21 protein-coding genes and 1 pseudogene are annotated in these 24,570 nt (G+C 73.4%); 3 read left to right on the forward strand and 19 right to left on the reverse strand.

Translation table 11 applies throughout. From position 1 onward, the window contains the following. Positions 1–6 precede the first annotated feature (6 nt). Positions 7–738: a nucleotidyltransferase domain-containing protein gene (locus AB0M29_RS29130; RefSeq protein ID WP_365387897.1), complete on the forward strand. Its 732-nt coding sequence runs from the start codon at positions 7–9 to the stop codon at positions 736–738. Here the strand turns inward: AB0M29_RS29130 and AB0M29_RS29135 are convergent. The 11 genes and pseudogenes from AB0M29_RS29135 to AB0M29_RS29185 form a co-directional block, all read right to left on the reverse strand. Continuing rightward, positions 685–1,719: an ADP-ribosylglycohydrolase family protein gene (locus AB0M29_RS29135; protein ID WP_365387900.1), complete on the reverse strand. Its 1,035-nt coding sequence runs from the start codon at positions 1,717–1,719 to the stop codon at positions 685–687. The two genes, AB0M29_RS29130 and AB0M29_RS29135, sit on opposite strands and share 54 nt — an antisense overlap. A gap of 62 nt (positions 1,720–1,781) precedes the next feature. Beyond that, positions 1,782–2,018, reverse strand: a pseudogene (locus AB0M29_RS29140) (nucleotidyltransferase domain-containing protein); the annotation flags it as partial. 40 nt (positions 2,019–2,058) lie between these two features. Continuing rightward, positions 2,059–3,141 (reverse strand): pseudouridine synthase, encoded by a 1,083-nt coding sequence (locus AB0M29_RS29145; protein WP_365387901.1) that lies wholly within the window; start codon positions 3,139–3,141, stop codon positions 2,059–2,061. Continuing rightward, a complete protein-coding gene (scpB, locus tag AB0M29_RS29150; RefSeq protein WP_365387955.1) occupies positions 3,141–3,755 on the reverse strand; it encodes an SMC-Scp complex subunit ScpB in 615 nt (204 codons plus the stop codon). The genes AB0M29_RS29145 and scpB overlap by 1 nt, the downstream gene beginning before the upstream one ends. Positions 3,756–3,829: 74 nt before the next feature. Then, entirely contained in the window at positions 3,830–4,921 is a 1,092-nt protein-coding gene (locus AB0M29_RS29155) for a segregation/condensation protein A (protein WP_365387903.1), read from the reverse strand. Positions 4,922–5,010: 89 nt separating this feature from the next. Further along, entirely contained in the window at positions 5,011–5,688 is a 678-nt protein-coding gene (locus tag AB0M29_RS29160; protein ID WP_365387905.1) for a hypothetical protein, read from the reverse strand. Continuing rightward, positions 5,673–6,635, reverse strand: a complete 963-nt coding sequence (locus AB0M29_RS29165) for a ParA family protein (RefSeq protein WP_365387907.1) — start codon at positions 6,633–6,635, stop codon at positions 5,673–5,675. Before AB0M29_RS29165 ends, AB0M29_RS29160 begins: the two co-directional genes overlap by 16 nt. Positions 6,636–7,001: 366 nt before the next feature. Next, the gene (gene ald / locus AB0M29_RS29170; protein WP_365387957.1) at positions 7,002–8,117 is read right to left on the reverse strand and encodes an alanine dehydrogenase; all 1,116 of its coding nucleotides are present in this window, start codon (positions 8,115–8,117) and stop codon (positions 7,002–7,004) included. Positions 8,118–8,336: 219 nt separating this feature from the next. Then, entirely contained in the window at positions 8,337–10,352 is a 2,016-nt protein-coding gene (locus tag AB0M29_RS29175) for a tetratricopeptide repeat protein (protein WP_365387909.1), read from the reverse strand. A 526-nt stretch (positions 10,353–10,878) separates the two neighbouring features. Continuing rightward, the gene (locus AB0M29_RS29180; RefSeq protein ID WP_365387911.1) at positions 10,879–11,502 is read right to left on the reverse strand and encodes an NUDIX hydrolase; all 624 of its coding nucleotides are present in this window, start codon (positions 11,500–11,502) and stop codon (positions 10,879–10,881) included. 46 nt (positions 11,503–11,548) lie between these two features. Continuing rightward, on the reverse strand, positions 11,549–13,201 hold the full coding sequence (locus AB0M29_RS29185) for a CTP synthase (protein ID WP_365387913.1): 1,653 nt from the start codon (positions 13,199–13,201) through the stop codon (positions 11,549–11,551). Between the two features lie 414 nt (positions 13,202–13,615). On the opposite strand from AB0M29_RS29185, the gene AB0M29_RS29190 reads away from it, so the two are divergent. After that, the gene (locus tag AB0M29_RS29190) at positions 13,616–15,436 is read left to right on the forward strand and encodes a glycoside hydrolase family 15 protein (RefSeq protein WP_365387915.1); all 1,821 of its coding nucleotides are present in this window, start codon (positions 13,616–13,618) and stop codon (positions 15,434–15,436) included. A 28-nt stretch (positions 15,437–15,464) separates the two neighbouring features. Here AB0M29_RS29190 and AB0M29_RS29195 read toward each other — a convergent pair whose 3' ends face one another. The 7 genes from AB0M29_RS29195 to AB0M29_RS29225 form a co-directional block, all read right to left on the reverse strand. Then, entirely contained in the window at positions 15,465–16,598 is a 1,134-nt protein-coding gene (locus AB0M29_RS29195) for a glycosyltransferase family 4 protein (RefSeq protein WP_365387960.1), read from the reverse strand. Positions 16,599–16,745: 147 nt separating this feature from the next. Beyond that, positions 16,746–17,591 (reverse strand): hypothetical protein, encoded by an 846-nt coding sequence (locus AB0M29_RS29200; RefSeq protein ID WP_365387918.1) that lies wholly within the window; start codon positions 17,589–17,591, stop codon positions 16,746–16,748. A gap of 343 nt (positions 17,592–17,934) precedes the next feature. After that, on the reverse strand, positions 17,935–19,686 hold the full coding sequence (gene recN, locus AB0M29_RS29205) for a DNA repair protein RecN (RefSeq protein WP_365387921.1): 1,752 nt from the start codon (positions 19,684–19,686) through the stop codon (positions 17,935–17,937). A gap of 56 nt (positions 19,687–19,742) precedes the next feature. Beyond that, on the reverse strand, positions 19,743–20,660 hold the full coding sequence (locus AB0M29_RS29210) for an NAD kinase (RefSeq protein WP_365387923.1): 918 nt from the start codon (positions 20,658–20,660) through the stop codon (positions 19,743–19,745). Then, on the reverse strand, positions 20,657–21,463 hold the full coding sequence (locus AB0M29_RS29215) for a TlyA family RNA methyltransferase (RefSeq protein WP_365387924.1): 807 nt from the start codon (positions 21,461–21,463) through the stop codon (positions 20,657–20,659). Before AB0M29_RS29215 ends, AB0M29_RS29210 begins: the two co-directional genes overlap by 4 nt. A 7-nt stretch (positions 21,464–21,470) precedes the next feature. Continuing rightward, positions 21,471–21,695 carry a hypothetical protein gene (locus AB0M29_RS29220; RefSeq protein ID WP_365387925.1) on the reverse strand — a complete coding sequence of 75 codons (225 nt, stop codon included), beginning with the start codon at positions 21,693–21,695 and terminating at the stop codon, positions 21,471–21,473. Beyond that, a complete protein-coding gene (locus tag AB0M29_RS29225; RefSeq protein WP_365387927.1) occupies positions 21,688–23,217 on the reverse strand; it encodes a hypothetical protein in 1,530 nt (509 codons plus the stop codon). Before AB0M29_RS29225 ends, AB0M29_RS29220 begins: the two co-directional genes overlap by 8 nt. A 149-nt stretch (positions 23,218–23,366) precedes the next feature. On the opposite strand from AB0M29_RS29225, the gene AB0M29_RS29230 reads away from it, so the two are divergent. After that, entirely contained in the window at positions 23,367–23,714 is a 348-nt protein-coding gene (locus AB0M29_RS29230; protein ID WP_365387929.1) for a sterol-binding protein, read from the forward strand. Here the strand turns inward: AB0M29_RS29230 and AB0M29_RS29235 are convergent. Continuing rightward, positions 23,662–24,534, reverse strand: a complete 873-nt coding sequence (locus AB0M29_RS29235; RefSeq protein WP_365387930.1) for an ABC transporter ATP-binding protein — start codon at positions 24,532–24,534, stop codon at positions 23,662–23,664. The two genes, AB0M29_RS29230 and AB0M29_RS29235, sit on opposite strands and share 53 nt — an antisense overlap. Positions 24,535–24,570: the final 36 nt, after the last annotated feature.

Here is a 24,570-nt window from a genome sequence, read left to right on the forward strand (position 1 = left end):
GCCCTCATGCGCGATTCTCTGGGGCACACTCTCGTCCGCGACCACACGGTCTACGCCTGTGTGATGGGGTCGCGCGCGTTCGGTCTGGCCACCGACGGGAGCGACACCGACCGGCGCGGTGTCTTCGTCGCGCCCACCGCGCTGTACTGGCACTTCGACAAGCCGCCGACGCATGTCACCGGGCCGCGCGACGAGCAGTTCTCCTGGGAGCTGGAGCGCTTCTGCACGCTCGCGCTGCGCGCCAACCCCAACCTGCTCGAGTGCCTGCACTCGCCCCTGGTCGAGTCCGCCGACGACACCGGCCGCGAACTGCTCGACCTGCGCGGCGCGTTCCTGTCCCGGCGCGCCGACAGCACCTTCCGCGGCTACGCCGCCCAGCAGCTCAGCAAGCTGGAGGCCGACATCCGCAACCACGGCGAGCCGCGCTGGAAGCACGCCATGCACCTGCTGCGGCTGCTGATCAGCTGCCGCGACCTGCTGCGCACCGGCCGCCTCACCATCGACGTGGGCGACCAGCGCGACCGGCTGCTGTCCGTCAAGCGCGGCGAACTGACCTGGGACGAGGTCCGCACCTGGATGCGCACCCTCCACGAAGAGGCCGACACCGCCGCCACCCGCACCCCCCTGCCCGCCGACCCCGACACCGCCCGCGTCGAGGACTTCCTCCTCCGCGTCCGCCGCACCTCAGCCGCCACCACCCTGACCCCCGCCCTCCCACAACAGGCCCAGCACGCCTAGCTCCTCCCCGTACTCGATCCGCCCCGCCCACTCCCCGGGCCACGCGCCGGCCCCCAGATGCGCGCCCGCGAAGGCCCCGGTCAGACAGGCGATCGAGTCGGAGTCCCCCGAGCTGCACGCCGCCCGCCGCAACGCGGTGACCGGCTCGTCGGGAAACAGCAGGAAGCACAGCAGCCCGGTCGCCAGCGCCTCCTCCGCGACCCACCCCGCCCCGGTCACCAAGCACGGATCGGCCTCCTCGTCCCCGGCCCCCAGCGCGGCCTCCAGCCGGTCCAGCACCGCCAGGCACTCGTCCCAGCCGCGTTCGATGAAGTGTCCGGGCGTCGGGTCCTGCGCGTGCGCCCACAGATCACCGAGCCAGTACTCGTGGTAGTACGACCGGTTCGCCGTCGCGTACTCCCTCAGCCGCCGGGGCAGTTCGGCCGGCCGCACCCCGTCGGCGAGCTGCCGGATCGCGTACCCGGTCAGATCCGACGCCGCCAGCCCGGTCGGATGCCCGTGCGTGACCGCCGCCTGGAACTGCGCCACGCCCGCCCGGGCCCGCTCGGACAACCCCGGCACCAGAGCCGCGGGCGCCACCCGCATATTGGCGCCGCACCCCTTGGAGTGGATCTGGCTGGCCTCCTGCCAGATCCGCCGGGGGTTGCTGAGCAGTTCGCACGCGGTCATGCAGGTACGGCCCGGCGCCCGGTTGTTGTCCGGCGAACGCCACCAGGCGACGAACTCCTCACGCAGCGGACGCTCCAGCGACGACGGCGTCAGGGAGCCGCTGCCGGCGGCGGTGCGCAGGGCACGGCCGAACGCCAGCGTCATCTGGGTGTCGTCGGACACGAACGCCGGGGTGATCAGCTCCATCTCGCGCCAGGGCCCGCACTTGGCCTCGATCTGGGCGACGGTGTTGAACTCCGTCGGGAAGCCCAGGGCGTCACCGAGGGCAAGGCCCGTCAGAACGGCGGTCGCGGTGGCATGCGGGGCGGTCATGCGGCGGCCTGCCTGGTGCGGACCACGAGGGCGTGGAGGGCGTCGTAGGCGGTGGGGCGGCCCCGGTCCCACATTCGGGACTGTGTCTGCTCGCCCTCGCGCAGCCCGATGACCTCGGGCAGCGGCAGCAGATGCACACCGCGCAGGTCGACGTCGGAGTCGCGGGACGGGAACCCGTACAGATGCGCGCCGGAGACGGTCGCGAAGAGCAGCGGGTGGCCGCGGCCGAGGAGTTCGGCCACGACCGGGCTGAGGTCGGGTACACCCGCGTCGCGCAGGGGGTCGGCATGGAGGGTCATGAGGCCATCCAAGCCGCTGCCCCGGCCCGTTGGCGAGCGGTTAGAGGTCGACCTCCTGCATCAGCATGCCGACCTCGGTGTTGGTGAGCCGGCGCAGCCAGCCCGACTTCTGGTCGCCGAGCGGGATCGGCCCGAAGCTGGTGCGGACCAGCTTGTCGACCGGGAACCCGGCCTCCGACAGCATCCGCCGCACGATGTGCTTGCGGCCCTCGTGCAGGGTCACCTCGACGAGGTAGTTCTTGCCGGTGTTCTGCACCACGCGGAAGTGGTCGGCGCGCGCCCAGCCGTCCTCCAGCTCGATGCCGTTCTTGAGCTGCTTGCCCAGGTCCCGCGGCAGCGGTCCCTGGATCGCCGCGAGGTAGGTCTTCTTGACGCCGTACCGCGGGTGCGTCAGCCGGTGCGCCAGCTCGCCGTGGTTGGTGAGGAGGATCAGGCCCTCGGTCTCGGTGTCCAGCCGCCCGACGTGGAAGAGCCGCGTCTCGCGGTTGGTGACGTAGTCGCCGAGGCACTGGCGGCCGTCGGGGTCCTCCATGGTGGAGACCACGCCGGCGGGCTTGTTCAGGGCGAAGAACAGATACGACTGGGTGGCCACGGTCAGCCCGTCGACCTTGACCTCGTCCTTGTCGGTGTCGACCCGCAGGCCCTGCTCGGTGACGATCCGCCCGTTGACCTCGACGCGCCGCTGCTCGATGAGCTCCTCGCACGCCCTGCGGGAGCCCATACCGGCCCTGGCCAGCACCTTCTGCAGCCGCTCGCCCTCCTGCTCGGCGCCGGGGAAGGTCTTGGGCAGGTTCAGCTTCGGCTTGCTGTGCCGCTCGCGGTTGCGCTCCTCGATCTGGGCGTCCAGCTCGCGGGGGCGGGCCGGGGCCGGCTTGCGGCCGCGGTTGCCCGTCGGGCGGTTGCTGTCGGGCTTGGTGCGCGGCATGCCGCCGGGCTTGTTCGCCCCGGACTGGCCCGTGGTGCCGACGTCGTAGCGGCGCTCCTCGGGGCGGGGCTTGCTCTTGCGCGGCTGGGCCTCGTCGCCACGGCCGCGGCCGTCGCCGCGCCTTTCGCCGCCACGCCTGTCGCCGCCACCGCCCCGGGGGTTCCGGTTGCCGCCGCTGTTCCTGTCGCTGCTTCGCATCAAGTGTCCGTAGTCGAGGTGTCGTCCGGTGCGTCCGGATCGAAGGACGGAAGGCCCTCCTGGGACTCCGCCTCGACCGCGTCCGCCTCCGGCAGGAACGGCGCGAGTTCCGGCAGCTCTTCAAGGCTGCGCAGGCCCATACGTTCCAGGAAGTAGTTCGTCGTCCTGTACAGGATCGCACCTGTCTCGGGTTCCGTCCCACCTTCCTCGACCAGACCGCGCTGCAACAGGGTCCGCATGACGCCGTCGCAGTTCACCCCGCGGACCGCGGAGACCCTTGAGCGGCTGACCGGCTGGCGGTACGCGACGACCGCCAGCGTCTCCAGCGCCGCCTGGGTCAGGCGGGCGTGCTGGCCGTCGAGGACGAACTTCTCCACGGCGGGCGCGAAGGCGGGCCGGGTGTAGAAACGCCAGCCTCCGGCGACCAGCCGCAGGTCGAAGCCGCGTCCTTCGGCGGTGTAGTCGTCGGACAGCTCGCGCAGCGCCTTGGCGACGGCCCGTCGCGGCCGCTCCAGGACCTTCGCGAGGTGCTCCTCGGTGGCGGGCTCGTCGACGACCATGAGCACCGCCTCCAGGGCGGGCTTCAGCTCCAGCTCGGCGGTCGCCGCGGCCAGGAGGCCGGTCGGCGGGGCCTGGAGGGCCGTTTCCGGCACCTCGACGACCGTCTCGGTGACATCCGCCACGTCGGTCACTGCGGCTCTCCGTTCCGGGCCGCGGCGGGCTTGGCCGCGGCCTCCTGGTCGAATTCGTCGGTCACCAGCGGGGTGGCCGCGCCGTCCTGCTCGCCGCCCGTCCAGCGGACCTGGAGCAGGCCCAGCGCCTCCTCCTGGTCCAGGACCACCGCCTTCTCCCGGTACAGCTCCAGCAGCGCCAGGAAGCGCGCCACGACGGTGAGCGTGTCCGGGGCGTCCTCGGTGAGCCGCCCGAAGCTCGCCGCGCCCAGCTCCCGCAGCAGCGCGATCACATGCGCGGCCTGCTCGCGCACGCTGACCAGCGGGGCGTGGATGTGGTCGACGTACACCTGCGGCCGGGGCTTGGGCAGCATCGCCTTCACCGCGAGCTGGGCGAAGCGCTCGGGGCCGATGCTGAGCACCACCTCGGGCAGCAGTTCCGCGTGCTGCGGCTCCAGGCCGACGGTACGGGGGTAGCGCAGCGCCTCGTTCTCCAGCCGCTCGGCGAAGATGGCCGCGATCTGCTTGTACGCCCGGTACTGCAGCAGCCGGGCGAAGAGCAGGTCCCTGGCCTCCAGCAGCGCGAGGTCCGCCTCGTCCTCGACCTCGGCGGACGGCAGCAGCCGGGCCGCCTTCAGGTCCAGCAGGGTGGCCGCGACGACCAGGAACTCGGTGGTCTGGTCGAGGTCCCAGTCCGGGCCCATGGCGTGGATGTACGCCATGAACTCGTTGGTGACCTTGGACAGCGCCACTTCCGTGACGTCCATCTTGTGCTTGGAGATGAGGCCGAGCAGCAGGTCGAAGGGCCCCTCGAAGTTCGCCAGCCGCACGGTGAACCTGCCGCCGCCGTCAATCGCCTCGGGCTCGGCGACCGACGCGGGCTCGGCGACCGCCTCCGCGGCGGGCGCGGAATCGGGCTCGGGCTCCACCTCCACGGGGGGCTCCGGCTCCGCGGCAGGCTCCGGTTCCGCGGCGGGCTCGGGCTCGCGCGGCGCGGGGATGTCCTCGGCCGGGGGCACCTCCACCGGGGGCGCCTCGGGCTCCGGCGGGCGTGCGCCCGCACCGCTGCCGAGGCGGCGGCGGTTCTCTCGGGGTGGGGTGGTCGGCATCGCGGTCCAGGGTGCGGGGATCAGGACGGCAGGCTATCTCCCCCGGCTTCCGGACCGGGTCACCCCGCCCCGGACGCGCCCCGCGGGGGTCAGCGGCCCCGCAGGCGGCGCACGAGGATGCTCGCGTCCCCGCGGGACTCCAGGTCGGCCAGGACGACTGCCACGGCCTCACGGACGATCCGGCCGCGGTCGATGGCGAGCCCGTGCTCACCCCGCAGCACCAGCCGGGCGTGCTCGAGGTCCATCAGCTCCTCGGCGGAAACGTAGACGGTGATCTTCTCGTCGTGCCGCTCGCGCCCGCTGGGGCGGCGGCTGGGCCGCGGTGCCTTGCGCCGCGCGGCCTGGGGCTGCGGCTGTGCGGTGATCGGGGGCTGGACCGGCGGTGGGCCCTGCTGCTGCGGGGCGGTCGTCACGGCCGTCCGGTCCTGCGCGGGCTGGCCCTGGGACGGCACCTGGCCGCCGCCGGGAGCCCCCACCCGCTCGCCGGTCCGCTCCACGGTCCGGTCGGCGGTGAGCGGCCTGCGGTTGGGCGGGATGTCCCGGCCGTTGTGCTCGGTACGGTCACCGGGCGCCTCGGTGGCGGGCCGCGCCGCCGCCTCGTCGTCCTGCGTCTCGCTCTCGGGGACCGGTCGCAGCCGCTCGCCCTGGGCAGTCCCGTTCTGCGCCTCGCCGCCGGGGTGCTGCCGGGGCTGAGGTGCCTGGAGCGCCGCGCCGCCGGTGGTACGGAACAGTTCGTCGGCGCCCGGCAGACTCACTCGGCGTGGCACCGGGCGAGCACCTCCCTGGCGAGCTGACGATAGGCGGCGGCACCGACGGAGTTGGACGCGTAGGTGGTGATCGGCTCACCGGCGACCGTGGTCTCGGGGAACCGTACGGTCCGGCCGATGACCGTGTGGAAGACGTGCTCGTCGAACGCCTCGACGACGCGGGCCAGCACCTCGCGGCTGTGCACGGTGCGCGAGTCGTACATCGTGGCGAGGATGCCGTCGAGCTCCAGCTCGGGGTTGAGCCGCTCGCGGACCTTCTCGATGGTCTCGGTGAGCAGCGCGACCCCGCGCAGCGCGAAGAACTCGCACTCCAGCGGCACGATCACCGAGTGCGCCGCGGTGAGCGCGTTGACGGTGAGCAGGCCGAGCGAGGGCTGGCAGTCGATCACGATGTAGTCGTAGTCGGCCATCAGCGGCTTGAGGGCGCGCTGCAGTGTCGACTCGCGCGCGACCTCGCTGACGAGCTGGACCTCGGCGGCCGACAGGTCGATGTTGCTGGGGAGCAGGTCCATCCCGGGCACCGCGGTCTTCAGCAGCACCTCGTCCGCCGCCAGCCCGCGCTCCATCAGCAGGTTGTAGACGGTGATGTCGAGTTCCATCGGGTTGACCCCGAGGCCGACCGAGAGCGCGCCCTGCGGGTCGAAGTCGACGAGCAGCACCCGGCGGCCGTACTCGGCCAGCGCGGCGCCCAGGTTGATGGTCGAGGTGGTCTTGCCGACCCCGCCCTTCTGGTTGCACATCGCGACGATCTTGGCGGGACCGTGGTTGCTCAGCGGGTTGGGGATCGGGAAGTACGGCAGGGGCCGGCCGGTGGGGCCGACGCGTTCGCGGCGCTGCCGGGCCGCGTCCGGTGCGAGGGTGGCGGCGTACTCCGGATCCGGTTCGTACTCGGCGTCCGGGTCGTAGAACTGGCCGTCCTGCAGGTCGTTGTCGTTGAAAGGCGCCATGGCGTAAGCGGGTTGCGTCTCTGTGTTCGGCTCGGACCGGCGGGATTCGAAGGTGCGGACCGCGACGGAACCAACGGTCATTCCTGGTTGACCACCCCCGGGAGCAAATGTCGACTCATTCACAAGTCGTCTTACCTCCTTGGTGACCAGGAAACTTCTCAACAGGTCAGCGTGACTACAGCCGACGATTCGCGACTCTATGGCGTGTCGGTGGTTCACAGCAACACAATCCGCCGGACACGGCATGATGTGTCGGCAACCGAACACCCCGCTGTCAAGGGCGTAAGCACACGAACGGCCGGGTCTTGACGCACAAGACCCGGCCGGGGGCGCGTAGTTGACGCGCCTGGTCACCACATGTGCGGGTCAGCCCAGAAGGGTGTGCAGGTCGGCGGAGTCGAGGCCGTGCGCCTCGGCCACGGGACCGTAAACCACCTGTCCCTCATGCGTGTTGAGACCGAGGGCGAGAGCCGCGTCACGTCGCAGCGCCTCGCGCCAGCCGCGGTTCGCCAGTTCGACGATGTAGGGCAGCGTGGCGTTGGTGAGCGCGTACGTCGAGGTGTTGGGCACCGCGCCCGGCATGTTGGCGACGCAGTAGAACACCGAGTCGTGCACCATGAAGGTCGGTTCGGCGTGCGTGGTGGGACGCGAGTCCTCGAAGCAGCCGCCCTGGTCGATCGCGATGTCGACAAGTACCGAACCCGGCTTCATCCGCGACACCAGCTCGTTAGTGACGAGCTTGGGCGCCTTCGCGCCGGGGATCAGCACCGCGCCGATCACCAGGTCGGCGTCGAGCACCGCCTGCTCCAGCGCGTACGTGTTGGAGGCGAGCGTCTGCACCCGGTTGCCGAACACCTTGTCGGCCTCGCGCAGCTTGTTGACGTCCTTGTCGAGCAGGGTGACGTGGAAGCCGAGGCCGAGCGCGATGGTGGCCGCGTGCCAGCCGGAGACGCCGGCGCCGATGACGACCGCGGTGCCCGCGAGCACGCCGGGGACGCCGCCGGGCAGCACGCCGCGGCCGCCCGCGGAGCGCATCAGGTGGTAGGCGCCGACCTGCGGGGCGAGCCGGCCGGCCACCTCGGACATCGGGGCCAGCAGCGGGAGCTGGCGGTTGGCGGTCTCCACCGTCTCGTACGCGATCGCGGTGGTGCCGGACTCCAGCAGCGCGTCCGTGCACTCGCGGGAGGCCGCGAGGTGCAGGTAGGTGAAGAGCGTCTGGTCCTTGCGCAGCCGGTGGTACTCCTCGGCGATCGGCTCCTTGACCTTCAGCAGCAGGTCGGCGGTGGCCCACACCTCGTCGGCGGTGGCGAGGATGCCCGCACCCGCCGACACGTACTCCTCGTCGGGGATGGACGAGCCGTTGCCGGCGCCCTGCTCGACGAAGACCTGGTGTCCGTTGCGTACGAGCTCGTGCACGCCGGCCGGGGTGATGGCCACGCGGAACTCGTTGTTCTTGACCTCGCGGGGGATGCCCACCTTCACGTCGATCACGGTCCTGTTCGGGTACGTCCGAAGACTGGAGTGGAGGAAACCGCACACCTCAGTCCTGACATGGTGCACGAAAGCACGACACGTCGGACCTGAGCACGATGTCCGCGGCAGTGCCCAGTCTAGTGAAGGAAGACTCTCTGTCTAGCCTTACAAAGTGACTACTTTGGCCGAGGGCATTGGCAGTTTCGTAGGCATGCACGCAGGGGATCTTCAGTTCTGGGGTTGTTGACCCGGATTGAGCAGCTGATTCGCGGCCGCGCGCTGCAGGCCGGCGCCGCTCGGATCGCCGAGCCGGTCGAGCGTGTCGGCCAGGCGCAGCAGCACCGCCGCCTCCAGCCGCCGCTCCCCCGCCTTGCGGGCCCAGTACAGGGCGTCGCGGCAGCTGCGCAGCGCGTCCTCGGGGTAGCCCGCGTACTCCTGGACGCGGGCCGCCTCGGTCAGCGCGCGGGCCTGCGCGGGCAGGTCGCCGAGCCGCCGGTAGATTCCGGCGGCCGCCCGCCACTCGCGCAGCGCCGGCCCGTACCGGCCGCTGTAGGTGAGCAGCGCGCCGATCCTGCCGTGCAGCCGGGCCTGGTGGCCGGACTCGCCGCGGGCCTGGCGCAGCGCGAGCGCCCGGCCGTACCAGTCGGCGGCCCGCTGCAGGTCGCCGCTCTGCTGGTAGGTGCCCGCGAGCGCTTCCAGGACACGGCCCTCGGCCTCGGGGTCGGCGCCCGCGCGGGCCGGTTCCAGGGCCGCCCGGTACCGCTCCAGGGCGCGGGCGCCGCGGCCCGCGGCGACGTCGAGGTCGGCCAGGTTGATCAGCGCCGCCGCCTTCTCGCGGTGCAGGCCGCGGCGCTCGGCGACATCGAGGACGAGGCCGTGCAGTTCGTAGCGCTCGGCGGCCATCGCGTCACCGCGGGCGCCCCGGCCCGCGCCGGGGAAGGCGGTCAGCGCCTGGACCAGGACGGCCACCAGCCGCCGGGCCAGGGTGTCGAGCGCGCCGTCGGCGACGGCGGCACGCGCCGAGGCGAGCAGCGCAGGCAACCGTGAGCGCAGCCAGTCGGCGGCGGCCGCCCGGGAGCCGAACCGCAGGCCGGTGGGCGCCCCGCCGTCCTCCTGGGCCTCGGGCGCCTCCCCGGCCAGCGCCGCCCGGCAGGACTGCAGCAGCCGTACGGTCCGCTCCAGCATCCTGGCCCGCGCCAGGCGTACGTCCTCCGGCCGGTCCCCGGTCTCCAGCAGCGCCCGCAGCAGCGGTTCCAGGCAGCCGGGCAGCCGGTACTGCGGCGGCGGCGCGGCCGGGGTGGAGCCGGTTGCCGTGAGCAGCGCGCCGGAGACGAAGTCGTCGAGGGTGCTCTGCGCGGCGGCCACCGAGCAGCCCGCGAGCGCGGAGGCCACCTGGGCGTCCACCATCCCGGCCGGGGCGAGCGACAGCAGCCGCAGCATCCGGGCGGCCGTCGGCGGCAGGTCCTCGTACACCAGCCGGAAGGCGCGTACGAGTTCGCCGGGTGTGCTGGCGCGGGCGGCGGCGGGCTCGGGCGGGTTCTCGGCGGAGACCGCGCGCAGGCGGGTGGCGGCGTCGGCGACGGAGAGCCGCGGGAGGGCGGCGAGCCAGGAGGCGACCAGGCGCAGCGCGGTCGGATGGCCGCCGACCTCCTGGACCAGGGTCTCGGCGGCGCGCGGGTCGCAGGTCACCCGGGTGGAGCCGATGACGTGCGAGAGCAGTTCGACGGCGGCGGGGGTGTCGAGGCCGCCGAGGGTGCAGGGGCGGACGTCGGGGATGCCGGAGAGCGGGCCGTCCGAGGTGGCCACGACGAGGCTGTCGGGCGCGTCGGGGAGCAGTCCTTCGAGCTGGTCGGCGCGCACGACGTCGTCGAGGACGAACAGCATCCTGCGGTCGGCAGCCGCGGCGCGCAGCGCCGCCGCGGGGTCAGCGGTGTCCTCGGCCTCGGGCGCGCCCATCGCGCGCAGCAGCGTACGGGCCGTCTGCGCGGCGGGCACGGGCTCGCCGTCGTCACCGGTCAGCCGTACGAAGAACCGGCCGTCCCGGTACCGCTCCTCGACCTCGCCCGCCAGCCGCAGCGCCACCGCGGTCCGTCCCGCCCCCGGCCGCCCCGCCACGAGCAGCACCCGCGCCCGCCGGCTCACCGTCCGCCCCAGCCCCGCCCGCCCGATATCCCCCCGCAACCCCTCCAACTCCCGCTCCCGCCCCACAAAGACGCCGGCTGCCACCGGCAAGGTGGAGGGCACCGCGGCAGGCGCCGTGGGGGCGGCGGCTGGCTTGGGGGCGGCAGGCGCCGCGGGCGGCGTCGATCCGCCGGGCGGCGCGGGCGGCGTGGACCGGGCAGGCGGCGCGGCCGCCGCGGCTGGCTTGGGGGCGGCAGGCGGCGCGGGGTGGGAGGGGGTGGCGGCCTCGCCGTGTGGTGCGGGGTTTTCGGCGGACCGGCCGGTGGCGGGCTTCTGGCTCGCCGGCTCTTCCGTGCTCGCCTCGCTCCCGGAGCGGCGCGTCTTGCGGCCCGACCCGGGGGGCTTCCTTCGGGTTTTGCGGGGGGTTTCGGGGTCGGGGGGCGAGGGCGGGGTGGGGGCGGTGGGGGGGTCCAGCGCCTGGTCCGTCACGACACACGCTCCCGGCTCACTCGGGGACGTCCGCGCAGCAGGCCGCCTGGGGCGCTGCTTCGCGGCTACCGCGTCGAGCCTAGTTCACCTGAGCGACCCGGCCCCGGGCCGCGGCGGGAGTGACGCGGCCAGGGGCCTCAATGATCACCCCATCGGATCATCAGACAGTGAACGGACGGGCGGGCCACGGCGCCTCCGCCGCCCGGAGCGCCTCGGGGCCCTCCCCGTCGAGCGCGGCCTGGAGCGCGAGGACGCCGATGATCAGACAGGCGTTGTGCAGCTCGCCCGCCAGGGCGCCGCGGACCAGGTCCGCCAGCGGCACCCGGGCCACCTCCATGTCCGCCTCCTCCTCGGAGACGTCGAACCGCTCGCCGTCCGCCTCGGACACGTTCCGCGCCAGGAAGACCCGTACCGCCTCGTCCGAGCCGCCCGGTGAGGTGAACACGTCGATGAGGACCCGCCAGTCCTCGGCCTTGACGTGCGCCTCCTCGTACAGCTCGCGCTGCGCCGCGTGCAGCGGGTTCTCCCCGGGGATGTCGAGCAGTCCCGCGGGGATCTCCCACAGCTTGTGGCGTACGGGGTGCCGGTACTGGCGCAGGACCAGCACCCGGCCCTCCTCGTCGAGCGCGAGCACGGCCACCGAGCCCGGGTGGACCTGGTAGTCGCGGGTCGCGGTGGTGCCGTCCGGCATGACGACCTCGTCGGTGGCGACACTCGTCTTCTTGCCGGTGAACGGCGTGGCGGTCGCCGTGACGCGCCACTCCTCCGGGGTGTCCTTCAGCATGCTGCGCCTCTCGAACGGAATACCTCGAACGCCTGTCTGGTCCAGCTCAGCCCTGCTGGCGCGCGACCGCGGCCTTGACCAGCCCGGCGAAGAGCGGGTGCGGGCGGGTCGGCCGGGACTTCAGCTCGGGGTGCGCCTGGGTCGCGACGAGGTACGGGTGCACCTCGCGCGGGTACTCGACGTACTCGACGAGCTTGTTGTCGGGCGAGACGCCCGAGAAGACGATCCCGGCGCTCTTCTCCAGCTCCGCGCGGTAGGCGTTGTTGACCTCGTAGCGGTGCCGGTGCCGCTCCTCGACGTACGGCTGGTCGCCGTAGACCTCGCGGACGATGGAGCCCTCGGCGAGCTTCGCCGGGTAGGTGCCGAGCCGCATGGTGCCGCCCAGGTCGCCCTTGCCGCCGACGATGTCGAGCTGCTCGGCCATGGTGGAGATGACCGGGTGGCCGGTGGCCGGGTCGAACTCGGTGGAGTTCGCGTCGGCGATGCCCGCGAGGTTGCGGGCCGCCTCGATGACGACGCACTGCAGGCCCAGGCAGAGTCCGAGCAGCGGGATGCCGTTCTCACGGGCGAAGGTGATGGCCGCGACCTTGCCCTCCACACCGCGGTCGCCGAAGCCGCCGGGCACGCAGACCGCGTCGACCTCGCCGAGCTGCGCCGCCGCGCCGGCCGGGGTCTTGCACTCGTCCGAGGTGACCCACTTGATCTGGACCCGCGCGTTGTTGGCGAAACCGCCCGCGCGCAGCGCCTCGGTCACCGACAGATAGGCGTCGGGCAGGTCGATGTACTTGCCGACCAGCGCCACCTTCACCTCGTGCGCGGGCTCGTGGACCCGCTTGAGCAGGTCGTCCCACTGCGTCCAGTCCACATCCCGGAAGGGCAGGTCCAGCCGCCGGACGACGTACGCGTCCAGGCCCTCGGTGTGCAGCACCTTGGGGATGTCGTAGATCGACGGCGCGTCGATCGCGGCGACCACCGCGTCCTCGTCGACGTCGCACATCAGGGAGATCTTCCGCTTGATCGCGGTCGGCACGTCGCGGTCGGCGCGCAGCACGATCGCGTCGGGCTGGATACCGATGTTGCGCAGCGCCGCGACCGAGTGCTGGGTGGGCTTGGTCTTCAGTTCGCCCGACGGGCCGATGTACGGCAGCAGGGAGATGTGCACGACGAACACGTTGTCGCGGCCGACCTCGTGGCGCACCTGGCGGACCGACTCCAGGAACGGCAGCGACTCGATGTCGCCGACGGTGCCGCCGACCTCGGTGATGACCACGTCCACGTCGTCGGCGGCCATCCGCCGGATACGGGACTTGATCTCGTTGGTGATGTGCGGGATGACCTGCACGGTGTCGCCCAGGTACTCGCCGCGCCGCTCCTTGGCGATGACCGTGGAGTAGATCTGGCCGGTGGTGACGTTCGCGGAGCCCGCGAGGTTCACGTCGAGGAAGCGCTCGTAGTGGCCGATGTCCAGGTCCGTCTCGGCGCCGTCGTCGGTGACGAAGACCTCACCGTGCTGGAACGGGTTCATGGTGCCCGGGTCCACGTTGAGGTACGGGTCGAGCTTCTGCATGGTGACCCGCAGGCCGCGCGCCTTGAGCAGCGCGCCGAGGCTGGAGGCCGTCAGCCCCTTGCCGAGCGAGGAGGCCACACCGCCGGTGACGAAGATGTGCTTGGTCGTCGTGGATTTCGGCGCAGTTGCCAAGAGGGGGCTCCCGTGGTCGCGAGGTGAGGGTCGGGACGGTGCTCGTACGGGGAGCGCCGTCGCGGCGGTTCAGTGGTTCAGCCCACCGGCCCACGGGCTACCAGGGTAACAGCGACTGGGCCGCGCTCCTCCACAGCGGCGTCGGGCGGCGCGGCCGGCGGACGGCTTTTGGCTGCTCGGGAGGGGCGCGCCGGGCGGGTGCGGCACATGTGTCGGGCGTACACCCGACCGGCGCAGTGAAGATCGCCGAACATGCGCACGTCCCGCCCCGACGTCGTATCCTGCTCGGACGCATTGCTGCGAGCCGGCCGGCACGGCACCATCCCCGCCCGCTCCCGGATCATGAGCTCGTCGAATATTCCCTGACCGCAAGACCGCCCCCCGGGCAGGGGCGGCGCCGTCGTTCGACTGGAGTTGCACGTGGCCGGGCGCATCGAGGACTACGCACTCATCGGTGACATGCAGACCGCCGCACTGGTCTGCCGGGAAGGCACGGTCGACTGGCTGTGCCTGCCCCGCTTCGACTCACCGGCGGTGTTCGCCGGGCTGCTCGGCACCGAGCAGCACGGCTTCTGGCGGCTCGGTCCCGCGCACTCCGGCTCCGCCGACCCGCCGGACGCGACGCGCCGACGCTACCGGGGGGACTCGCTCGTACTGGAGTCCGAGTGGGACACCGACCGCGGCACGGTCCGGGTCATCGACTTCATGCCGCCGCGTGACGGCGCCCCGCAGCTCATCCGGATCGTGGAGGGCGTCAGCGGGCGGGTGCCGATGCGGTCCAGCTTGCGGATGCGTTTCGCGTACGGGCAGGTCGTGCCGTGGGTGCACAAGGTCGGCGACCGTACGGTGGCGGTGGCCGGGCCCGACTCGGTGTGGCTGGACACCGAGGTCGACACCTACGGCAAGGACCTGACGACGTACTCCGAGTTCACCGTGGCGCCGGGCGACCGGGTGGCGTTCACCATCAGCTGGGAGCCCTCGCACAAGCCGCAGCCGTCGCTGCCCGAGCCCGAGGTCGCGCTGGCGAACACCGAGGACTTCTGGCGCGAGTGGGTCGAGCAGTGCACGTACACCGGCCCGTACCGCGAGGCGGTGATCCGGTCGCTGATCACGCTGAAGGCGCTGACCTACGGCCCGACCGGCGGGATCGTCGCGGCGCCCACGACATCGTTGCCGGAGGACATCGGCGGGGTGCGGAACTGGGACTACCGCTTCACCTGGCTGCGGGACGCGGCCATCACCCTGTCGTCGCTGCTGCGCACCGGCTACCGCGAGGAGGCCCGGGCCTGGCGCGAGTGGCTGCTGCGCGCGGTCGCGGGCGACCCGGAGAACCTGCAGATCATGTACGGCATCGCGGGCGAGCGCGAGCTGGGCGAGAACGAGCTGCACTGGCTGCCGGGTTACGAGGGCTCCACCCCGGTGCGGATCGGCAACGGGGCGGCGCACCAGCTCCAGCTCGACGTGTACGGCGAGGTCACCGAGGCGCTGCACCTGGGCCACATGACCGGGCTCGCCCGCAACGACTACGCGAGCGTGCTGCAGCTCAAGCTGATCCGCTACCTGGAGAAGCACTGGAACGAGCCGGACGAGGGCATCTGGGAGGTCCGCGGCCCGCGCCGGCACTTCGTGCACTCCAAGGTGATGGCGTGGGTCGCCGTCGACCGCACGGTGAAGCTCATCGAGTCCGGCGAGGTCGACGGCCCGCTGGAGCGGCTGCGCGAGCTGCGCGACGAGATCCACTCCGACGTGTGCGAGAAGGGCTACGACCGGGAGCGCAACACCTTCACCCAGTCCTACGGTTCGCGGGAGCTGGACGCCTCGCTGCTGCTGATCCCGCAGATGGGTTTCCTGCCGCCGGACGACAAGCGGGTGATCGGCACCATCGAGGCGATCCAGCGCGAGCTGTCCACCGAGGACGGCTTCGTGCTGCGCTACCCGACCTCCAGCGGCGACGCGACGGGCGACGAGAACCTCGACGGGCTGCCCGGTGACGAAGGGGCCTTCCTGGCCTGCTCGTTCTGGCTCGCCGACGACCTGGCGATGATCGGCCGGGTCGACGAGGCCCGCAGGCTGTTCGAGAAGCTGCTGGACCTGCGCAACGACCTGGGGCTGCTGGCCGAGGAGTGGGACCCGCGCCGCAAGCGGCAGGTGGGCAACTTCCCGCAGGCGTTCAGCCATGTCCCGCTGATCGACACCGCGCTGCGGCTCACGGCCTGCGGGGCGTTCCGCGGCTGAGGGCCGTGCGGGCCGCCGGTCGTCGGTCCTACTCGGTCAACTCGTCGTAGACGCTGAGCACCTGGGCCACCGTGTCGTCCTCGGTGGGCCAGGTGGCGGCCTGCGCGCGTCCGGCGGCGGCCAGGGCCGTACGGCGGGCGGGATCGCGGAGCAGTGCGGTGACGGCGTCGGCGAGGGCCACTCCGTCGCCGTACGGCACCAGCATCGCGGCCTCGCCGACGAGTTCGGGGGTGCCGCCGACGGCGGTGGCGACCAGCGGCACGCCCGCGTGCAGCGCCTCCTGGGCGATCAGCGCGCGGGCCTCCCAGCGGCTGGGCAGCACCACCAGGTCGGCGGCGGTGAGCAGTTCCGGCACGTCGTCGCGGCTGCCGAGCAGCAGGACCGGCAGGTGTTCGGCGTCGATACGGCGTTCCAGCGCGGCGCGGTGGTCGCCCTCACCGGCCACGGCGACCAGGGGTGACGGGTCGAGTCCGGCCCAGCGGGCTGCGGCGTCCAGCAGTGTGTCGTACCCCTGCCGCTGCTCCAGGCGGCCGACGGCGAGCAGCAGCGGGCGGTCGTTGGCTCCGAACTCGGCCCGGGTCTTCTGCCGCCGCCGCTCGGCGTCACCGGGAGGGCGCGGCGGGCGCGGCGCCGGGCGCGGGACGGCGGCCGGGGCCAGCCGGACGTCGCGGGCGCCGTGGCCGCGGGCCCGGTCGACGAGTTCCGAGGAGACGCCGAGGACGACGGTGGCGCCGCGCAGCGCCCGGCGTTCCAGCCAGCGCATCAGCAGGCCGCCGTGTCCGCCGCCCCCGCTCTCGACGGGCGCGTCGCCGTCGTGCCAGCTCACCACCAGCGGGGTGTGGCGGCCGCCGAGGGCGACGGCGGCGAGCAGTCCGGCCCGCAGGCCGTGGGCGTGGACGACCGCGGCGCCCGCGAAGACCGTGCGCAGTGCGCCGACCGCCGGGGCGTCGGCGGCGGCGTTGGTGCCGCGGCCGATGTCCACGGGTACGAAGCGGGCGCCGGTGCCGGGGAAGGCGTAGTCCGACTCGGCCGCCGCGGGGCCGCAGACCGTCACCTCGACGCCGCGCGCCACCAGGCCGCCCGCCAGTGAGCTGACATGCGCGCCCGACGCCGCGCCCAGGACGTGCACGGCGTGCAGCGGCCCCTGGCGGGGAATCGACATGCTGCTCACGCGGGGAGTTGCTCCTGACTGGGCACGGGACGGCGGGTGTTGGGCCGTACGGGCGGGGGTGACCTCTCCAGGATGCCAGGCCCCGCTGTCGGCTCGGTGGCCCCGAACGCGCTCCCACCCGCTCACACGCCCATGGGATCACCCAAACGGGTGTGCCACACGGCCCCAGGAGTCAACGTGCCGTACTCCCGGTGCATTCCACAACCGTTCGTCGGAGGAAATCCGGTCCCCCGCCGCGGTCATGGCGATCAGCACCGTGGCGTGCAGCAGCAGGCCCGCCCGCCCGTTGGCCATCACGATGGCCGTGCCCAGGGCCGCGCCGAGCGCGTGGGCGCCCGCGTCGCCGAGCATCGTCCGCTCGCTGAGGTCGTCGCCGAGGACCGCGGCCGCGGCGCCGACCGGTGCCGCCACGAGCACCGCGGCGGGGCCGGACCGCAGCAGGCCGGGCGCGCCCGCCGCGATGACCGCCTTCGCGGCCCGGCCGGGCTTCATGTCGACCAGGTTCACCGCGTGGGCGGTGCCGGCGATCACCACCGCGGCGAGCAGCTGGTCGGCGGGCCGCACCTTGAGCAGGGTGCCCGCGGCCAGTCCCGCGGCGCCGATCCCGAAGAGCTTGACGGCGCCGGAGGTGAGCCGCCCCTCGCCGAGTGCCCGCAGATGGGCGCCGAATCCGCGCTCCGCGGCGCTGCCCCGCTGGTCGTCGTAGGCGCCGCACGCCCCGGCGGCCAGCGCCGCGCCGACCGAGGCGATCCTGGCCCGTACGCTCACCCCGCGGGCCCCCGCCATCGCGGCCGCCGCCCCGGCCGCCACCGCCAGCCCGCCGAACAGCTCGACGCCGCGGCCCGCGTGGTTGGTGCGCTGCCACAGCCGCGCCTCGACCGGGGGTTTCCTGCGCAACTGCTCGTAGGCGGCCCGGGTGGCCCCCGCCGCGGCCATCGCCACGGAGACCCGTCCGGCCTGCCCCTTCCTACCGCGTCCACTCATCGCGCTGCCTCCCCGTCCCGTCGTCGAGTCCTGCCCGCCCGCACCACTCCCTCACACAGGACGCCGGCGCCCCACGACGACAGCCGTCCGGCCCGGCGGCACGCACCCGCCACCGTCGCCACCACCGCGGGCGAAGCTCCCGCGACGACGCGCCGTACGTCCCGCCGCGCCGTTCCGCCGTGCCCGGGCGCCGCCCCTGGAGCCGCCGCCCGTGCGCGACCGCTCGTGGGCCGCGCCTTCCGTCCTTCCGGGGCACCGGCCTCTGGCCCGCCACGGCCCGCGGCCGTGCCTCCCACGCGGGGCACGGGCGGCCCGCCCGTACCGCCGCCCCGCGCGGGGCTGTTCAGCGGGACGCCTTCGCGGCGGCGAGCAGTTCCTCGGCGTGGGCGCGGCCGAGTTCGGAGTCCTCCAGGCCGGCGAGCATGCGGGAGAGCTCCTTGACGCGCTCCTCGCCGTCGAGGACGGTGACGCCGCTGCGGGTGACCGAGCCGTCGTTGGTCTTCTCGACCAGGAGCTGGCGGTCGGCGAAGGCGGCGACCTGGGGCAGGTGGGTGACGACGATGACCTGCGCGGTGCGCGCGAGCCGGGCCAGCCGCCGGCCGACCTCGACCGCCGCCTTGCCGCCGACACCCGCGTCGACCTCGTCGAAGAGGTATGTCGGCACCGGGTCCGACCCGGCGAAGACCACCTCGACGGCGAGCATCACCCGGGACAGCTCACCGCCCGAGGCGCCCTTGGCGATGGGCCGGGCGGGGGCGCCGGGGTGCGGGGCGAGCTGGAGTTCCACCTCGTCGGCGCCGGTCGGCCCGAAGGCCACCGGACGGCCGCCGACCTCGATACCGGACTCCGCGTCGGCGCTCTCGGTCTGCCGGATGGCCACCCCGACCCTGGCGTGCGGCATGGCCAGCTCGGCGAGTTCCGCGGTGACGGCCGCGGCGAAACGGTCCGCCGCCTCGCCCCGCGCGTCGGTCAGCCCCTGGGCGAGCGCGCCGAGTTCGGCACGCAGCGCGTCCCGCTCCACGGTCAGCTCGGCGATCCGGTCGTCGTCGCCCTCGAGTTCGCCCAGCCGCGCGGCGCTCTGCTCGGCCCAGGCCAGCACACCGTCGATGTCGGTGCCGTACTTGCGGGTGAGGTGCGCGAGCACGGCCCTGCGCTCCTCGACGGCCGCCAGCCGCAGCGGGTCGGCGTCCAGGTTGTCGGCGTATCCGGCCAGCTCCCCGGCGACGTCGCCGAGCAGGATGCCGATCTCGCCCAGCCGGGCGGCGAGCGTGGCCAGCTCGGGGTCGTGGGCGCTGACGGTGTCCAGCGCGCGCTGCGCACCGGCCACCAGGGTGCCCGCTTCCACGCCCTCGGGGTCCTCGGGGTTCCCGGCGAGCGCCGCGTGCGCGAGGGTCGCGGCGGACGCCAGCGCCTCGGCGTGGCCGAGCCGGGCCGCCTCGGCGGCCAGTTCGGTGTCCTCGCCCGCGTACGGCTCGGCGGCGGCGATCTCCTCGATGCCGAACCGCAGCAGATCGGCCTCCTGGGCGCGCTCACGCGCCCGGGTGGTCAGCTCCTCGAGTTCGGTGGCGACCTCGCGCAGCCGCCGGTAGGCGGACCCGTACTTGTCCAGCGGTACGGCGACGGCGTCGCCCGCGTACCGGTCGAGGGCCTCGCGCTGCCGGGCCGGGCGCAGCAGTCCCTGCTGGTCGGTCTGGCCGTGCACCGCGACGAGGTCGTCGGCGAGTTCGGCGAGCAGCCCCACGGGCACGCCGCGGCCGCCGACATGGGCCCGTGAGCGTCCCTCGGCCGACACCGTACGGCTGATCAGCAGCGCGCCGTCGTCGAGCTCCGCCCCGGCCTCCTCGGCGCGCACCGAGGCCCGGTCACCGGGTCCGATCGTTATCCGGCCCTCGACGACCGCCGCCTTCGCGCCGATCCGCACCAGCGCGGGGTCGGCCCGGCCGCCCAGCAGCAGGCCGAGACTGGTCACGACCATGGTCTTGCCCGCGCCGGTCTCGCCGGTCACCGCCGTGAAGCCGGGTGACAGCTCCACCACGGCGTCCTCGATGACTCCCAGCGACCTGATCCGCATTTCCTCCAACACGGATACGACCATACGAGGTTTGCGGCCCGGCGCGCGACGCCTGTCGGTCGCGGACCTCGTCCGGGGCGTTATTGCGGTGCGCCCCGCCAGCCCGCGACCGGGAGGGCGAACTTCGCCACCAGGCGGTCGGTGAAGGAGGCGTGGTGGAGCCGGGCCAGCCGTACGGGTACGGCGCCGCGCCGCACCTCGACGCGGGCGCCGGCGGGCAGTTCGACGGTCCTGCGCCCGTCGCACCACAGCACGCCGTGCGGTGTCTTGGGCTGCACCTCGACGGCGAGCACCGACCGCGGCGAGGTCACCAGCGGCTTGGCGAACAGCGCGTGCGCGCTGATCGGCACCATGAGCAGCGCCTCGACCTCGGGCCACACCACGGGGCCGCCCGCGGAGAAGGCGTACGCCGTGGAGCCGGTCGGGGTGGCGCAGACCACGCCGTCGCCGCCGAAGCGGGAGACGGGGCGGCCGTCGACCTCGGTGACGACCTCCAGCAGCCGCTCGCGGGACGCCTTCTCCACCGACGCCTCGTTCAGCGCCCAGTCGGTGTGCACGATGTGGCCGTCGTTGCGCACCAGCACATCGAGGGTCATCCGCTCCTCGACCTCGTACTCCTTGGTGACGACCCGGTCCACGACCTTGTCGAGGTCGTCCCGCTCGGCCTCGGCGAGGAAGCCGACCCGGCCCAGGTTGACGCCGAGCATCGGCACCCCCGAGGCGCGGGCGAACTCCGCGCCGCGCAGCAGCGTGCCGTCGCCGCCCAGCACGATGATCAGCTCACAGCCCTCGACGGCACCGGGTCCGACCTCCGCGACCAGTTCCACGGCGGCGGGCAGCGGCAGGTCGACGGCCTCCTCGGCCAGGACCCGCACCCCGATCCCGCAGCGCAGCAGCCCGGTCACCACACGGTCGGCGCTGCGGATGGCGGCCGGACGGCCGGTGTGGGTGAGCAGGAAGACGGTACGGCTGGTCTGCGTTTCGCTCTTCGTCGTCAACGGGGCCCCTCCGCCACAGCACGGTCGACATCGGCCGGATCCAGAGCGGGCGCTCCGGCGCGCAGCCACAGAAAATACTCCACATTTCCGGACGGTCCAGGCAGTGGACTGGCGGTGACGCCCAGCACCCCGAGCCCCAGCTCGGCCCCCTGTGCCGCGACCTTCCGTACGCTCTCGGCCCTGAGCTGGGTGCTGCGGACGACGCCGCCGCTGCCCAGTCGTTCCTTACCCACCTCGAACTGCGGCTTCACCATCAGGACGAGGTCCGCGTCGGGCGCGGCGCAGCGGACGAGGGCGGGCAGCACCAGGCCGAGCGGGATGAAGGAGAGGTCGCCGACGATCAGGTCGACGGGGGCGCCGCCGATGTGGTCGACGGTCAACTCCCGTACGTTGGTGCGGTCCTTGACGGTGACGCGGTCGTCGCTCTGCAGCGACCAGGCGAGCTGGCCGTAGCCCACGTCGACCGCGACGACCTCGGTGGCGCCGTTGCGCAGCAGCACATCGGTGAAGCCGCCGGTGGAGGCGCCCGCGTCCAGCGCCCGGCGGCCCTCCACGACGAGGCCGCGCGGCAGGAACGCGGCGAAGGCGCCGGCCAGCTTGTGGCCGCCGCGCGACACGTAGTCGGGCTCGTCCTCGTCCTTGGCGACCACCACGGCCGCGCTGGTCTCGACCTGCGTCGCGGCCTTCGTCGCGGTCGCGCCGCCGACGGTCACCCGCCCGGCGGCGATCAACTGGCTGGCGTGCTCCCGCGAGCGCGCGAGGTTCCGGCGCACCAGCTCAGCGTCGAGTCGGCGTCGTGCCACGTACGGTTCAGCTCCTGTTCTCGTCCAGCGCGGTCAGCGCGTCCCGCAGCCCGCGGTGCACATCCTCGTACACCTCCACGTGTTCGGCGGTCGCCAACCCGTCGGCGTCCGCCAGCCGCTCAACCGCCGCGTCGACCTCGGCATTCCCCGTCACCTCGACCACCACCCCCAACGGCGCGACCCCCCCGAGGTCCTGCCCCTGCTCCTGGGCCTCCTCCTCCACGTCACTCACCCCGCCCCTCCCCCTTCCCACCCGCGGCCTTCTTCGCCCCACCCACAGCGGGCCCCACAGGCGCCGACTTCGTCGCGGGCTCCTCCCCCGCCTCCCCGGACCGCACCCCGGACCCCGCCGAAACAGCGGGCCCCACCGGCGCGGACTTCTTGGAGGGCGCCGTCTTGGAGGGCGCCTTCTTGGCAGGCGCCTTCTTGGCGGGCGCCGTCTCGGAGGGCGCCTTCTTCGCCGCGGCCCGTGCTGAAGACGCGGCCTTCTTGGTGGCCTGCCCCGCTGCGGTCTTCTTCGCCGCACTCTTCTTTGCGGGCGCCTTCTTGGCAGGCGTCTTCTTGGCAGCGGCCCGGCCACCAGCGGAAGCCGCGGGCGCAGCCGCCGTGGCAGAGTCCTCGCCTGCGGCAGCGGCCCCCGCGAGGCCGGGCTTCACCGCGGGAGCCTTCTTCGCAGGCGCCTTCTTGGCCGCAGGCCGTCCGCTCGCGGACACTCCGGCGGCGGCCGGAGGGACAGCGGACGCGGTGGCGTCCTTGCCGCCGCCAGCGCTCGCGGCGGTCTTCTTCGCGGGAACCTTCTTCGCCGCACTCTTCTTCGCAGGTGCCTTCTTGGCAGCGGCCCGGCCACCAGCGGAAGCCGCGGGCGCAGCCGCCAGGGCGGAGTCCTCGCCTGCGGCAGCGGCCGCCGCGAGACCGGGCTTCACCGCGGGAGCCTTCTTCGCAGGCGCCTTCTTGGCCGCAGGCCGTCCGCTCGCGGACACTCCGGCGGCGGCCGAAGAGACAGCGGACGCGGTGGCGTCCTTGCCGCCGCCAGCGCTCGCGGCGGCCTTCTTCGCCGCACTCTTCTTCGCGGGAACCTTCTTCGCGGGTGCCTTCTTCGCAGCGGGGCGTCCGCCGACGGAAACTCCCACGACCGCCTGAGGCGCAGCCGCCTCGGCGGCGTCCCCGCCCGCCGCGGGCCGCGCTGCGGGGGCCTTCTTGGCGGGCGCCGTCTTGGAAGCACCCCGTCCACCGGCGGAAGCCACCGAGCCAGGCTTCGCCGCAGGAGCCTTCTTCGCCGCGGGCCGCCCCGCGGGAGCCTTCTTGGCGGCGGGCCGCGTCGGAGGGGCAGGTGGCGGGTCGACCTTGACGTGGTGGAGGGGGGGTTCGGTGGTGGGGCGGGGGGCGGGTTCGGAGGGGGGTGGGGGCGGGGAGGTGGGGGTTTCGAGGTTGCGGATGCGCCGCTCGAGCGTTTCGAGCACGACCCCGACCTTCGTCACCTCGTCGGCAAGCCGACCCACCCGCCCCATCGCCTTGTCGACTTCCTCCCGGATGATGCCGAGGAGGAGGTCGCGATTGGCCCGGCCGGAGGCCATCAACTCGTCGGCGAGCGTCTGCACCTCCGGGGGAATCGCGGAGCCGATCCTGCGCTGGACGGCGTCCACGTCTATTCCCGACTGGTCGAGCAGTTCCCTGGCCGCACCGACCGTACGGCGCCGGGTGGCCTCCGTCAGCCCGCCCGCGATCTGCAGACACGTACGCAGTGCGTCCCGCATGGCCCTCACTCCTCGCCTCACCGTTGACGTATGACGATTGACGTTCGACGTCTGTGACCATGACGCTACCGCCTTCGGCCGCCGCGGCCCGAGCACGGTCGCTGCGGTACCGTCGTCCGGACGTACCGCGACCTGGGGAGACCGCACCGATGGCGACCATCGAGGAGTGCCGCGCCGCGCTCGGGCAGCTCGCGGCCAACCTGGCCAAGGCCGAGGGCGGGGTGAAGGACGCTGCGGCGCTCGACCGCTCGCTGAGCTGCCGGATCACCGATCTGGACATCACGTTCGTGGGACGGCTGTGCGGCGGGCGGATCGAGGACGTGACGACCGTGCCGGGCGTGCCGAAGGAGAAGGCGCAGATCCGGCTGACGATGACGGGCGACGACCTGGTCGCGCTGGTCGGCGGGAAGCTGAACTTCGCCAAGGCGTGGGGCAGCGGCCGGGTCAGGCTGCAGGCGGGCCTGCGGGACGTCCTGCGGCTGCGGTCACTGCTGTAGCGGCGGCGGCAGCCGCCTTCACCGCGGCGGCGACGGACGCGCGCCGCGCCGCCGGAACCACCAGCGGCGTACCGCTCTCCGGGTCGTCGATGATCCGGCAGCGCACCCCGAAGACGCGTTCCACCAGTTCCGCGGTGATGATCTCGGCGGGCGGCCCCTGCGCCTCGATCCGGCCGTCGCGCATGGCGATCAGGTGGGTGGCGTAGCGGGCGGCCTGGTTGAGGTCGTGCAGGACGGCGACCAGCGTGCGGCCGTGCTCCTCGTGCAGGTTCGCGCACAGGTCGAGGACGTCGAGCTGGTGCTGGATGTCGAGAAACGTGGTCGGCTCGTCGAGCAGCAGCAGCGGCGTCTGCTGCGCCAGCGCCATGGCGATCCAGACGCGTTGCCGCTGCCCGCCGGAGAGTTCGTCGACATAGCGATCGGCGAGCGCGGCCACACCGGTCGCCGCCATCGATTCGTCGACGATCCGTTCGTCCTCCGCGGACCACTGCCGCAGCAGCCCCTGGTGCGGGTAGCGGCCGCGGGCGACCAGCCCGGAGACGGTGATGCCGTCGGGGGCGACGGAACTCTGCGGCAGCAGGCCCAGCGTCCGGGCCACCGCCTTGGCGGGCAGCGTGCCGATCGCCTGGCCGTCCAGCAGGACCCGGCCCGCGGCCGGCTTGAGCAGCCGCGACAGTGCACGCAGCAATGTCGACTTACCGCAGGCGTTGGGGCCGACGATCACGGTGAAGGAGTGGTCGGGGACGGCGACCGACAGATCCTCGGCGATGACCCGCTGGTCGTACGCGAGGGTCACGGATGCGGCGGCGAGGCGGGTCATGCGGGGCTCTCCGGGGGTGAGGTCTGCGGGGGTATC

It is taken from the genome of Streptomyces sp. NPDC051976 (assembly GCF_040680795.1).
Classification (GTDB): Bacteria; Actinomycetota; Actinomycetes; order Streptomycetales; family Streptomycetaceae; genus Actinacidiphila.